4 protein-coding genes are annotated in these 14,811 nt (G+C 45.4%); all 4 read left to right on the top strand.

Annotation, left to right across the window (positions count from 1 at the left end):
* Positions 1 to 81 precede the first annotated feature (81 nt).
* The 4 genes from C3F34_RS10775 (at position 82) to C3F34_RS10790 (ending at position 14,500) form a co-directional block, all read left to right on the top strand.
* Positions 82 to 9,507, top strand: a complete 9,426-nt coding sequence (locus C3F34_RS10775; protein WP_104441565.1) for a VWA domain-containing protein — start codon at positions 82 to 84, stop codon at positions 9,505 to 9,507.
* A 150-nt stretch (positions 9,508 to 9,657) separates the two neighbouring features.
* A complete protein-coding gene (locus C3F34_RS10780; protein ID WP_104441566.1) occupies positions 9,658 to 11,187 on the top strand; it encodes a TolC family protein in 1,530 nt (509 codons plus the stop codon).
* Positions 11,184 to 13,313: a type I secretion system permease/ATPase gene (locus C3F34_RS10785; RefSeq protein WP_104441567.1), complete on the top strand. Its 2,130-nt coding sequence runs from the start codon at positions 11,184 to 11,186 to the stop codon at positions 13,311 to 13,313. Before C3F34_RS10780 ends, C3F34_RS10785 begins: the two co-directional genes overlap by 4 nt.
* Positions 13,310 to 14,500, top strand: a complete 1,191-nt coding sequence (locus C3F34_RS10790; RefSeq protein WP_044740879.1) for an HlyD family type I secretion periplasmic adaptor subunit — start codon at positions 13,310 to 13,312, stop codon at positions 14,498 to 14,500. Before C3F34_RS10785 ends, C3F34_RS10790 begins: the two co-directional genes overlap by 4 nt.
* Positions 14,501 to 14,811 lie beyond the last annotated feature (311 nt).

Raw genomic sequence — 14,811 nt, forward strand, 5'->3', positions numbered from 1 at the left:
AAGAGAAAATTCTACTTTTAAGTCCTATTATTTTTAGGGGGGATTACCGGTGCAATTACTGTAGATATCGTAGAAAGCGGTGTGATCACGGGAACCACCACTGATGTTGCGCCAGGTAGCAACGTTGTATTGACCATCACTGGTAAAGATGCCAACGGCAATCCAGTAACGGTGAACAAAACCGTGACCACGGATGCATCAGGCCACTACAACAGTGCCTTGACGCCAGCCGATGGCATTGTGGATGGTTCAAGTGTGACGGTTGTGGCAACGACCACAGACCGCAATGGTCAAGCTGTTGGTCCAGCGACCGATAGCATTGCCGCACAAGGTAACAACGACAACAATCCAGACACTCCAGAAGACAAAGGTCTTGATCTGGTGACGGGTGCAATTACTGTAGATATCGTAGAAAGCGGTGTGATCACGGGAACCACCACCGATGTTGCGCCAGGTAGCAACGTTGTATTGACCATCACTGGTAAAGATGCCAACGGCAATCCAGTAACGGTGAACAAAACCGTGACCACGGATGCATCAGGCCACTACAACAGTGCCTTGACGCCAGCCGATGGCATTGTGGATGGTTCAAGTGTCACGGTTGTGGCAACGACCACAGACCGCAATGGTCAAACTGTTCCACCAGCGACCGACAGCATTGCTGCACAAGGTAACAACGACAACAATCCAGACACGCCAGAAGACACAGGTCTTGATCTGGTGACGGGTGCAATTACCGTAGATATCGTAGAAAGCGGTGTGATCACGGGAACCACCACCGATGTCGCCCCAGGTAGCAACGTTGTGTTGACCATCACTGGTAAAGATGCCAACGGCAATCCAGTAACCGTGAGCAAAACCGTGACCACGGATGCTTCAGGCCACTACAACAGTGCCTTGACGCCAGCCGATGGCATTGTGGATGGTTCAGCGGTCACAGTCATTGCGAATACTACCGATCGTAATGGTCAAGCTGTTGGCCCAGCGACCGACAGCATTGCTGCACAAGGTAACAACGACAACAATCCAGACACGCCAGAAGACACAGGTCTTGATCTGGTGACGGGTGCAATTACCGTAGATATCGTAGAAAGCGGTGTGATCACGGGAACCACCACCGATGTTGCTCCAGGTAGCAACGTTGTGTTGACCATCACTGGTAAAGATGCCAACGGTAACAACGTTACAGTCACGAAGACCGTGACCACGGATGCATCAGGCCACTACAACAGTGCCTTGACGCCAGCCGATGGCATTGTGGATGGTTCAGCGGTCACAGTCATTGCGAATACTACCGATCGTAATGGTCAAGCTGTTGGCCCAGCGACCGACAGCATTGCTGCGCAAGGTAACAACGACAACGATCCAAGTACTCCAGAAGACACAGGTCTTGATCTGGTGGCGGGTGCAATTACCGTAGATATCGTAGAAAGCGGTGTGATTACGGGAACCACCACCGATGTTGCGCCAGGTAGCAACGTTGTGTTGACCATCACCGGTAAAGATGCCAACGGCAATCCAGTAACGGTGAGCAAAACCGTGACCACGGATGCTTCAGGCCACTACAACAGTGCCTTGACGCCAGCCGATGGCATTGTGGATGGTTCAAGTGTGACGGTTGTGGCGAAGACCACAGACCGCAATGGTCAAGCTGTTGGTCCAGCGACCGACAGCATTGCTGCGCAAGGGGAAACTCATCCAGAAGACACAGGTCTTGATCTGGTGACGGGTGCAATTACCGTAGATATCGTAGAAAGCGGTGTGATCACGGGGACCACCACCGATGTCGCGCCAGGTAGCAACGTTGTGTTGACCATCACTGGTAAAGATGCCAACGGCAATCCAGTAACCGTGAACAAAACCGTGACCACGGATGCTTCAGGCCACTACAACAGTGCCTTGACGCCAGCCGATGGCATTGTGGATGGTTCAAGTGTGACGGTTGTGGCGAAGACCACAGACCGCAATGGTCAAGCTGTTGGTCCAGCGACCGATAGCATTGCCGCACAAGGTAACAACGACAACAATCCAGACACTCCAGAAGACAAAGGTCTTGATCTGGTGACGGGTGCAATTACTGTAGATATCGTAGAAAGCGGTGTGATCACGGGAACCACCACCGATGTTGCGCCAGGTAGCAACGTTGTATTGACCATCACTGGTAAAGATGCCAACGGCAATCCAGTAACGGTGAACAAAACCGTGACCACGGATGCATCAGGCCACTACAACAGTGCCTTGACGCCAGCCGATGGCATTGTGGATGGTTCAAGTGTGACGGTTGTGGCAACGACCACAGACCGCAATGGTCAAGCTGTTGGTCCAGCGACCGACAGCATTGCTGCACAAGGTAACAACGACAACAATCCAGACACGCCAGAAGACACAGGTCTTGATCTGGTGACGGGTGCAATTACCGTAGATATCGTAGAAAGCGGTGTGATCACGGGAACCACCACCGATGTTGCTCCAGGTAGCAACGTTGTGTTGACCATCACTGGTAAAGATGCCAACGGTAACAACGTTACAGTCACGAAGACCGTGACCACGGATGCATCAGGCCACTACAACAGTGCCTTGACGCCAGCCGATGGCATTGTGGATGGTTCAGCGGTCACAGTCATTGCGAATACTACCGATCGTAATGGTCAAGCTGTTGGCCCAGCGACCGACAGCATTGCTGCACAAGGTAACAACGACAACAATCCAGACACGCCAGAAGACAAAGGTCTTGATCTGGTGACGGGTGCAATTACTGTAGATATCGTAGAAAGCGGTGTGATCACGGGAACCACCACCGATGTTGCGCCAGGTAGCAACGTTGTATTGACCATCACTGGTAAAGATGCCAACGGCAATCCAGTAACGGTGAACAAAACCGTGACCACGGATGCATCAGGCCACTACAACAGTGCCTTGACGCCAGCCGATGGCATTGTGGATGGTTCAAGTGTGACGGTTGTGGCAACGACCACAGACCGCAATGGTCAAGCTGTTGGTCCAGCGACCGATAGCATTGCTGCACAAGGTAACAACGACAACAATCCAGACACGCCAGAAGACACAGGTCTTGATCTGGTGACGGGTGCAATTACCGTAGATATCGTAGAAAGCGGTGTGATCACGGGGACCACCACCGATGTCGCGCCAGGTAGCAACGTTGTGTTGACCATCACTGGTAAAGATGCCAACGGCAATCCAGTAACCGTGAACAAAACCGTGACCACGGATGCTTCAGGCCACTACAACAGTGCCTTGACGCCAGCCGATGGCATTGTGGATGGTTCAAGTGTGACGGTTGTGGCGAAGACCACAGACCGCAATGGTCAAGCTGTTGGTCCAGCGACCGATAGCATTGCCGCACAAGGTAACAACGACAACAATCCAGACACTCCAGAAGACAAAGGTCTTGATCTGGTGACGGGTGCAATTACTGTAGATATCGTAGAAAGCGGTGTGATCACGGGAACCACCACCGATGTTGCGCCAGGTAGCAACGTTGTATTGACCATCACTGGTAAAGATGCCAACGGCAATCCAGTAACGGTGAACAAAACCGTGACCACGGATGCATCAGGCCACTACAACAGTGCCTTGACGCCAGCCGATGGCATTGTGGATGGTTCAAGTGTGACGGTTGTGGCAACGACCACAGACCGCAATGGTCAAGCTGTTGGTCCAGCGACCGACAGCATTGCTGCACAAGGTAACAACGACAACAATCCAGACACGCCAGAAGACACAGGTCTTGATCTGGTGACGGGTGCAATTACCGTAGATATCGTAGAAAGCGGTGTGATCACGGGAACCACCACCGATGTTGCTCCAGGTAGCAACGTTGTGTTGACCATCACTGGTAAAGATGCCAACGGTAACAACGTTACAGTCACGAAGACCGTGACCACGGATGCATCAGGCCACTACAACAGTGCCTTGACGCCAGCCGATGGCATTGTGGATGGTTCAGCGGTCACAGTCATTGCGAATACTACCGATCGTAATGGTCAAGCTGTTGGCCCAGCGACCGACAGCATTGCTGCACAAGGTAACAACGACAACAATCCAGACACGCCAGAAGACAAAGGTCTTGATCTGGTGACGGGTGCAATTACCGTAGATATCGTAGAAAGCGGTGTGATCACGGGAACCACCACCGATGTTGCTCCAGGTAGCAACGTTGTGTTGACCATCACTGGTAAAGATGCCAACGGTAACAACGTTACAGTCACGAAGACCGTGACCACGGATGCATCAGGCCACTACAACAGTGCCTTGACGCCAGCCGATGGCATTGTGGATGGTTCAGCGGTCACAGTCATTGCGAATACTACCGATCGTAATGGTCAAGCTGTTGGCCCAGCGACCGACAGCATTGCTGCACAAGGTAACAACGACAACAATCCAGACACTCCAGAAGACAAAGGTCTTGATCTGGTGACGGGTGCAATTACTGTAGATATCGTAGAAAGCGGTGTGATCACGGGAACCACCACCGATGTTGCGCCAGGTAGCAACGTTGTATTGACCATCACTGGTAAAGATGCCAACGGCAATCCAGTAACGGTGAACAAAACCGTGACCACGGATGCATCAGGCCACTACAACAGTGCCTTGACGCCAGCCGATGGCATTGTGGATGGTTCAAGTGTGACGGTTGTGGCAACGACCACAGACCGCAATGGTCAAGCTGTTGGTCCAGCGACCGACAGCATTGCTGCACAAGGTAACAACGACAACAATCCAGACACGCCAGAAGACACAGGTCTTGATCTGGTGACGGGTGCAATTACCGTAGATATCGTAGAAAGCGGTGTGATCACGGGAACCACCACCGATGTTGCTCCAGGTAGCAACGTTGTGTTGACCATCACTGGTAAAGATGCCAACGGTAACAACGTTACAGTCACGAAGACCGTGACCACGGATGCATCAGGCCACTACAACAGTGCCTTGACGCCAGCCGATGGCATTGTGGATGGTTCAGCGGTCACAGTCATTGCGAATACTACCGATCGTAATGGTCAAGCTGTTGGCCCAGCGACCGACAGCATTGCTGCACAAGGTAACAACGACAACAATCCAGACACGCCAGAAGACACAGGTCTTGATCTGGTGACGGGTGCAATTACCGTAGATATCGTAGAAAGCGGTGTGATCACGGGAACCACCACCGATGTTGCTCCAGGTAGCAACGTTGTATTGACCATCACTGGTAAAGATGCCAACGGTAACAACGTTACAGTCACGAAGACCGTGACCACGGATGCTTCAGGCCACTACAACAGTGCCTTGACGCCAGCCGATGGCATTGTGGATGGTTCAAGTGTGACGGTTGTGGCAACGACCACAGACCGCAATGGTCAAGCTGTTGGTCCAGCGACCGACAGCATTGCTGCACAAGGTAACAACGACAACAATCCAGACACGCCAGAAGACACAGGTCTTGATCTGGTGACGGGTGCAATTACCGTAGATATCGTAGAAAGCGGTGTGATCACGGGAACCACCACCGATGTTGCTCCAGGTAGCAACGTTGTGTTGACCATCACTGGTAAAGATGCCAACGGTAACAACGTTACAGTCACGAAGACCGTGACCACGGATGCATCAGGCCACTACAACAGTGCCTTGACGCCAGCCGATGGCATTGTGGATGGTTCAGCGGTCACAGTCATTGCGAATACTACCGATCGTAATGGTCAAGCTGTTGGCCCAGCGACCGACAGCATTGCTGCACAAGGTAACAACGACAACAATCCAGACACGCCAGAAGACACAGGTCTTGATCTGGTGACGGGTGCAATTACCGTAGATATCGTAGAAAGCGGTGTGATCACGGGAACCACCACCGATGTTGCTCCAGGTAGCAACGTTGTGTTGACCATCACTGGTAAAGATGCCAACGGTAACAACGTTACAGTCACGAAGACCGTGACCACGGATGCATCAGGCCACTACAACAGTGCCTTGACGCCAGCCGATGGCATTGTGGATGGTTCAGCGGTCACAGTCATTGCGAATACTACCGATCGTAATGGTCAAGCTGTTGGCCCAGCGACCGACAGCATTGCTGCACAAGGTAACAACGACAACAATCCAGACACTCCAGAAGACAAAGGTCTTGATCTGGTGACGGGTGCAATTACCGTAGATATCGTAGAAAGCGGTGTGATCACGGGAACCACCACCGATGTTGCTCCAGGTAGCAACGTTGTGTTGACCATCACTGGTAAAGATGCCAACGGTAACAACGTTACAGTCACGAAGACCGTGACCACGGATGCATCAGGCCACTACAACAGTGCCTTGACGCCAGCCGATGGCATTGTGGATGGTTCAGCGGTCACAGTCATTGCGAATACTACCGATCGTAATGGTCAAGCTGTTGGCCCAGCGACCGACAGCATTGCTGCACAAGGTAACAACGACAACAATCCAGACACGCCAGAAGACACAGGTCTTGATCTGGTGACGGGTGCAATTACCGTAGATATCGTAGAAAGCGGTGTGATCACGGGAACCACCACCGATGTTGCTCCAGGTAGCAACGTTGTATTGACCATCACTGGTAAAGATGCCAACGGTAACAACGTTACAGTCACGAAGACCGTGACCACGGATGCTTCAGGCCACTACAACAGTGCCTTGACGCCAGCCGATGGCATTGTGGATGGTTCAAGTGTGACGGTTGTGGCAACGACCACAGACCGCAATGGTCAAGCTGTTGGTCCAGCGACCGACAGCATTGCTGCACAAGGTAACAACGACAACAATCCAGACACGCCAGAAGACACAGGTCTTGATCTGGTGACGGGTGCAATTACCGTAGATATCGTAGAAAGCGGTGTGATCACGGGAACCACCACCGATGTTGCTCCAGGTAGCAACGTTGTGTTGACCATCACTGGTAAAGATGCCAACGGTAACAACGTTACAGTCACGAAGACCGTGACCACGGATGCATCAGGCCACTACAACAGTGCCTTGACGCCAGCCGATGGCATTGTGGATGGTTCAGCGGTCACAGTCATTGCGAATACTACCGATCGTAATGGTCAAGCTGTTGGCCCAGCGACCGACAGCATTGCTGCACAAGGTAACAACGACAACAATCCAGACACGCCAGAAGACACAGGTCTTGATCTGGTGACGGGTGCAATTACCGTAGATATCGTAGAAAGCGGTGTGATCACGGGAACCACCACCGATGTTGCTCCAGGTAGCAACGTTGTGTTGACCATCACTGGTAAAGATGCCAACGGTAACAACGTTACAGTCACGAAGACCGTGACCACGGATGCATCAGGCCACTACAACAGTGCCTTGACGCCAGCCGATGGCATTGTGGATGGTTCAGCGGTCACAGTCATTGCGAATACTACCGATCGTAATGGTCAAGCTGTTGGCCCAGCGACCGACAGCATTGCTGCACAAGGTAACAACGACAACAATCCAGACACGCCAGAAGACAAAGGTCTTGATCTGGTGACGGGTGCAATTACTGTAGATATCGTAGAAAGCGGTGTGATCACGGGAACCACCACCGATGTTGCGCCAGGTAGCAACGTTGTATTGACCATCACTGGTAAAGATGCCAACGGCAATCCAGTAACGGTGAACAAAACCGTGACCACGGATGCATCAGGCCACTACAACAGTGCCTTGACGCCAGCCGATGGCATTGTGGATGGTTCAAGTGTGACGGTTGTGGCAACGACCACAGACCGCAATGGTCAAGCTGTTGGTCCAGCGACCGATAGCATTGCTGCACAAGGTAACAACGACAACAATCCAGACACGCCAGAAGACACAGGTCTTGATCTGGTGACGGGTGCAATTACTGTAGATATCGTTGATACCGACAGTACATTAATTAAGGGTTCCACAGTAGATGTTGAACCTAATAGTAATGTGACATTGGAAATTACAAGTATTGATGAAAATGGTGAAACTCTTAAATTCACTAAAACAGTGCTAACAGATGCTGATGGCAATTATAGTTACACTCTTAATTCTGCGGAAGGTAATGCTACTGAAGTTATTGCAAAAGTAGATGATCGAAATGGAACGTTACATCAGGATAATGATCAATTAGAGGCAGTCGTTAAAGCTGATTCAAAAACAGAGGTAAATAATGGTAATAATACTGTAACAGGTACTTCGGGTAATGACGTTCTAGCTGGTGATATTGGTGGCTTAAAAACTAATTTCGAGATAGGACATAATTATAATATATCAATAATTCTTGATATATCTGGAAGTATGGGTGCAACCATGACGAACGGACAAACTCGTCTTGAAGTTGCAAAGACAGCATTGCAAGCATTTGTTGATCAAATGGCGCAACATGATGGAGTAATTAATTTAAGAATTACAACTTTTGGATCAGATGCTACAGCTGTGATACAAGATGTTGTGGTAAGCAATGGGACTATAAGTTCTATTAATAGTACGATAAGTAGTATTGTAACGGCAGGAAATACACAACCAGAAAAAGCATTTACGGATGTTCAAGGCTGGTTGAATAGCAAAACTAATGGTTACGAGAATCAGATTTATTATTTAACAGATGGAGATCCGACAAATACGAATTTACCATCTCGCGATACTACTTTTGCAAATCTTGCAGCCAATAGTAAAGTCTTTGCTGTAGGCGTTGGGCTTGATGTTTCCTTAAATTGGGTTGAACGTTATGACAATACAGATGTGAATGGTAATAAGGTTGATAATTGGTCTCCAACAAATCATGGAAGTGCGCAGAAATTAGGAGATGCCGATAAACTTATTGCTTACCTGATTGGTGGATCTGAAAACTTTATCCCTGCTGACGTTGGAAACGATGTTGTGAAGGGTGGGGAAGGTGAAGATATACTTTTCGGTGATTCAATGAACACGAATTGGATTACTGGATTAGATCCACTTTTATATCCAAAGTATTCAGGTTATTCGAAATTAATTGCACATCTAAAAGCGACTGAAACAGGTGGAGCGGAACCAACACAGCAACAAATCTATGATTTTGTGAAAGCTAATTATCGAGACTTTATTGGTGCTGATGCTGCTGATCCAGCAACAAAAGGTGGTAATGACACCATTTATGGTGGTTCAGGCGATGACATTATTATTGCCGGTGCTGGAAATGACATTATTTATGGTGGTTCAGGCAATGACATTATCTCAACTGGACGAGGTGATGACACCATTATGTATGATGTTCTCAATGCTGCGGATGCAAAAGGTGGAAATGGCACAGACACTTGGGTTGATTACGAAGCTAACGATAAAATTGAATTTGCTGCGGATTTCTTCGATGGTTTATTGGCAGATAAAAGCAATATAGGTGACTATATTACTGTCGTAACTGATGGAAATGGTAATGCGGTTATTCAGGTAGATCGTGATGGTAGCGCTGCAACTCATACGATGTCTGATTTATTAATCGTTGAAAATCAAGCAGGTTTAAGCTTGCAGGATTTAATTGATAATAATCAGCTTGTCATTGGCTAACTAAATAAAACGGTTATAGATCTTCGGATCTATAGCCGTTTTTTAATCTTTATTTTTTGTTTAATTCAACAATGAAGATGAACCGTAATTGCAAATATGAAATCAACTTTTTCAATTTATAAGTAATTGATTCTATTTAGATGTTTAAAAATGACTCCCATTAAATCGAGATTAGGCTGGATTTTAGTATCTCCATTCTTCGTTCTAGTCACCCCAGTAAAAGCAGACACTTTTTATGATTATTTAAGTCATAAAAAAGATGAAATACACCAAATACTTGGCAAAGAATCGAATGATTCTTTTTACAAAGTAAACATTGGAAAGTTGAGTGAATTCGACCTTGCAAACACATCCATGCATGAAGATCTTCCTCTAGTGACATCATCTAAAAATCAGGTTAATCAACAAACAAAGACAATTGCTTCAAATGAAATTTGGTTAGAGGAAAACCAAGAATTAAGTTTTGTGGAAGCTGTGCATCAGGCGCTACGCCATCGTCCAGAGATTACTCAAAGTATTGCGATGATCGCAGGGCAGGGAGCAAATATTGATGCAGCAAAAGCCGAATATTTTCCACAGGTTTCGGGGGGAATCACCACAGCCGATTTAACTACGGGTGAGCGAGGTCGACAGCTTTATACACTTTCGGCAACACAAATGCTCTATGATTTTGGAAAAATTAAAAGTTCAGTGGATATTGAAAAAGCGAAACTTTTACAAGAACAAGCAAATGCTTTGGTCAATATAGATGACATTGCCTACCAGACGGCAAATGCGATTGTAAATATTAAGCGATATCAAGAGATTGTACGGATTGCCGATCAGCAAATTAAAGGAATAGCTCGTATTGCGGAAATTGCCAATCTACGTGCAAATGCGGGAATCAGTAGCCAAGCAGATCCAGTACAAGCTCAATCAGACTTGGAAGCAGCAGAATCTAATAAAATTGTTCAAGAAAATCAGCTAAAGCAATATCAACAAAAGTTACGTAATTTGTTGGGGCGTGATGTTTCTAATCAGCAAATTAAAATACCTGAATCCATTGTAAAAAATGCGGGTCTTTATGAACAAACGCAATTTAATTTGGTTCCTGAGATGATGGCAGCTCAGGCGGCAATACAAGTTGCAAAATTCCAAAAAGAACAAACTAAATTAAGTGCTTATCCAACAATTAATGTAAAAGGGAGCCTAAGTCAGGCATTAAATGGCACAAATCCAAATAACAATAAAGATGACGGCTTTTACAATTCAATCATGCTTGAAGCCACCAGTGATTTTTTTCAAGGTGGGGCTATTCGCTCTAAGCAGCGCTCAGCAAGTTATGCAGAAGAAGCAGCAAAGGCTGAATTAAATGCTGTCTATCTTGATGTATTGGATCAAGTTCAGTTAATTCGTGAAGAAATAGAAAACAAGCAAAAGCAGATTCAAACTCTAACTGCTCGTCAGCAGTCTACAACTCGAACGAAAGAGCTGTATCAAGAACAATATAAATTAGGTACGCGATCTGTGGTTGATTTATTGAATTCAGAACAAGCTATTCACAGTGCAGCGCAAGAAATAGAAACTGCAAAATATGATATTTACGCCAATTTAGTTCAATACATCAAGATCACAGGGCGTACTCGTGATTTATATCAATTAAATAATATTTCAATTCAAGGGTTTGAAATTCAACCATGAGCAAAACTATTTATTATCAGCCATGGCTTCAAGCCGTCTTAGCGATTGCAAAGCATTATCGTATTGAGCCATCGGAAGAACGCTTACGCCTTCAACTTGATTGGAATCCAAATCAGTCAATTGATGATATTTTGACTGTAATGAGCCGTCAAATAGGGATGAGCATACGGAAAATTGAGTTTAATGAAGAGGTTTTGAATCCTTGGCGCTTACCAATACTTATAGAGATGCAAGATGGTCAAGTCGGGGTGCTAGATAAACTCGATATAAATGGTAATGCCAATATTCAGTTCAGCGGTGATCAGGGGTTAGCACAAGTTCTCAGTGTAGAGCTATTAAAACAAAACGCAGCCAATATCTATATTTTACGACCTGAAAAGTCCATCTCGGATGTACGTGTTGATGAATATATTAAGCCTTATGAGCAAAGCTGGTTTTGGTCGATAGTACTCAGAGATTGGAAGCGTTATCTAGATGTGATGTTTGCATCGTTAATGGCAAATATTTTGGCATTGGCAACAATTTTATTTTCGATGAATGTTTATGACCGAGTCATTCCAGCCCAATCTGTTCCGACTTTATGGGTATTGGCTGGGGGAGTGCTGATTGCTGCAATATTTGAGTTTTGTCTGCGAGTAGCACGTATTTATTTATCCGATATTATTGGCAAGCGTGCCGATCTGAAAATCTCAGATAAAGTATTTGGTCATGCTTTAAGAATTAAAAATGAAGAGCGATCTAAATCAACGGGGACGTTTATTTCGCAAATACGTGAATTGGAGGGAGTGCGAGAATTAGTTACTTCTACAACAATTTCAGCTATTGCTGATCTCCCTTTTTTCTTTTTATTTTTGGCAGTTTTCTGGCTCATCGGTGGCAATCTTTTTTGGGTGATGGTTTTAGTTGTTCCCTTAATGATTGTTCCTGGCATTTTGATTCAGAAACCATTGGCGAAATTGGCATCTGAGGGTATGCGAGAAGGTGCTATTCGTAATGCAATATTGGTGGAAGCTGTTCAAGGTATAGAAGACATTAAGTTGCTACGTGCAGAGTCTCGCTTTCAGAATCAATGGAATCACATGAATGAAGCTGCTGCGGATATTTCTATGCGACAGCGTAAGTTGGTTGGAGTTGTTGGTGCTTGGACACAGAAAGTTCAGGGTTTAACTTTTGCGATTGTGGTATTGGTTGGGTGTTTTGCCGTAATGAAAGGGGAAATGACAACAGGTGCACTCGTTGCTTGCTCGATTTTATCATCACGAATGTTAGGGCCAATTGCACAAATTTCGGGTGTTCTAGGGCGTTTCCAACAAGCCAAGGTTGCCAAAACAAGCTTGGATGAATTGATGAAGAAGCCTGTAGACCAAGCACCACAGGCACATTTAATTCATCGTCCTGCGTTAAATGGACATTATGAACTGAAAGATACGGTTTTTAAATATGGTAATGATGATGCCAAACCGACATTGATTATTCCCAAACTGGAAATTCAGTCTGGTGAGAAAATCGCAATTTTAGGTCGTAATGGTGCCGGAAAATCAACGTTACTACAGTTATTGTCTGGAATGCAGGAGCCTACTCAAGGAAAAATTAAACTTGATGGGGTTGATTTACGATTGATTGATCCTATGGACGTACGTCGTGATATGGGCTTGCTTAATCAAAATGCGCATTTATTTTTTGGAACTGTACGGGAAAACTTGACCTTAGGTGCTCCATTAGCGACTGATCAAGAGATTTTAAATGCACTGAATCTCACAGGAGCATTAAGTTTTGTACTTGAGAGGAAAGAAGGCTTAGATCATCAGATCTTAGAAGGTGGAATGGGTTTCTCTGGTGGCCAACGTCAAGCTTTGCTGTTAGCACGTTTACTACTTCGTCAGCCTAATATTCTATTGTTGGATGAACCTACAGCTGCAATCGATGATGTTTCTGAAAAACAACTTATTGAAAACCTGAAAGGTTGGTTGGGGCACAAAACGTTGTTGATTGCAACACACCGTCGCGCGGTACTGGAGTTGGTGGATCGTATTATTGTGGTTCATGATGGAAAAATTGTGATGGATGGTCCTAAAAATCAAGTCTTAAACAATTCAAATGCTAAAGCAGTGAGTACAGCATCATGAGTAGAAAACTTACAGAAAAAAAAGATGCTCTAAAACCTCAAGCATTTGAACCACCTTTACCACGAACCAGTCTGTTTATTTGGATTATTTGTATAGGTCTTCTCGTTTTACTGATCTGGGCTTGGCTTTTTAAACTTGAAGAAGTGTCAACGGGTACGGGTAAAGTGATTCCATCTTCAAAAGAGCAAACTATACAGTCTTTGGAAGGTGGAATTTTAACGAAGCTTTATGTGCATGAAGGGGAAATCATTCAAAAAGGTCAAATCTTGGCTCAGCTTGATCCAACTCGTTTTGCATCAAATGTCGGTGAATCTGCATCTTTATTACTTGCTTCTAAAGCAACTGCGGCACGACTACGTGCAGAAGTAAACGGGACGCCTTTGGTGTTTCCAAATGAAGTATTAAAAGAGCGTGGTTTAGTAGAGGAAGAAACAGCACTGTACCATTCACGTCGATCTAACTTAGAAGAATCCTTAGCAGGTTTAAAACAAGCACTGATTCTGGTTGAGCAAGAGTTGCAAATGACGGAACCATTGGTTGCAAAAGGTGCAGCAAGTGAGGTAGAGGTTTTAAGACTGAAACGACAGGCGACAGATTTACGTAATCAGATGAGTGATGTCAGAAACCAATATTCAGTAAAAGCTCGGGAAGAACTGGCAAAAGCAAATACAGATATTGAAACTCAGTCTCAAGTGGTGAAAGGCAAGTCAGATTCTTTGAGCCGAACCTTGTTTAAGTCCCCTGTGCGTGGGATTGTCAAAGAAATTGATGTGATGACTATTGGTGGAGTGATTTCTCAGAATGGTAAGTTGATGACAATTGTTCCACTAGATGAAAAGCTTTTGGTTGAAGCTCGTATTTCTCCACGAGACATTGCTTTTATTCATCCAGGACAAGAAGCACTTGTTAAGATTACTGCTTATGACTATTCAATCTATGGGGGATTGAAAGGGAAAGTTTCCATTATTTCCCCTGATACTTTAAGAGATGAAGTTAAGCAAGATCAGTATTACTATCGTGTTTATATTCGAACGGATTCAGACAAGTTGGTTAATAAAGAAGCTCAGCAATTCAATATCACCCCAGGTATGGTTGCAACGGTAGATATTAAAACAGGTGAGAAAACGGTCTTGGATTATTTAATCAAGCCATTCAATAAGGCTCAAGAAGCGTTAAGAGAAAGATAGTAATAAGGATGATGCTTTGAGTATAGAGCATCATCCTATAATTAAAAAAACATGATGAATTGTAAAAGACACAAGTTCAGGGTTCTAATGTTTTTTATTATTCATCTTAGGCGATAATTTTAAAGTTTTAATAATATTTAATATTTCTCAATATTAATCTCGTAGATTAATTCATTGCAATTTAATCGTTGCTCTTTAGGTATTTGTATTTCTGTTGAAAAATCAGCTTTGTAGATAATTTTTCTTTGTCCTTCTGCAAAAGGGACTGAAAAATTATATTGATAAGTGCGAGTTTGAAGTGGGTCATATTT

Origin of the sequence: Acinetobacter sp. ACNIH2 (assembly GCF_002934965.1) — a bacterium.
Lineage (GTDB): Bacteria > Pseudomonadota > Gammaproteobacteria > Pseudomonadales > Moraxellaceae > Acinetobacter > Acinetobacter tandoii.

Excerpts from the sequence above, each read along its gene's own strand:
- C3F34_RS10785 (WP_104441567.1), top strand. The coding sequence starts at position 11,184 with ATGAGCAAAACTATTTATTATCAGCCATGGCTTCAAGCCGTCTTAGCG.
- C3F34_RS10780 (WP_104441566.1), top strand. The coding sequence starts at position 9,658 with ATGACTCCCATTAAATCGAGATTAGGCTGGATTTTAGTATCTCCATTC.
- C3F34_RS10790 (WP_044740879.1), top strand. The coding sequence starts at position 13,310 with ATGAGTAGAAAACTTACAGAAAAAAAAGATGCTCTAAAACCTCAAGCA.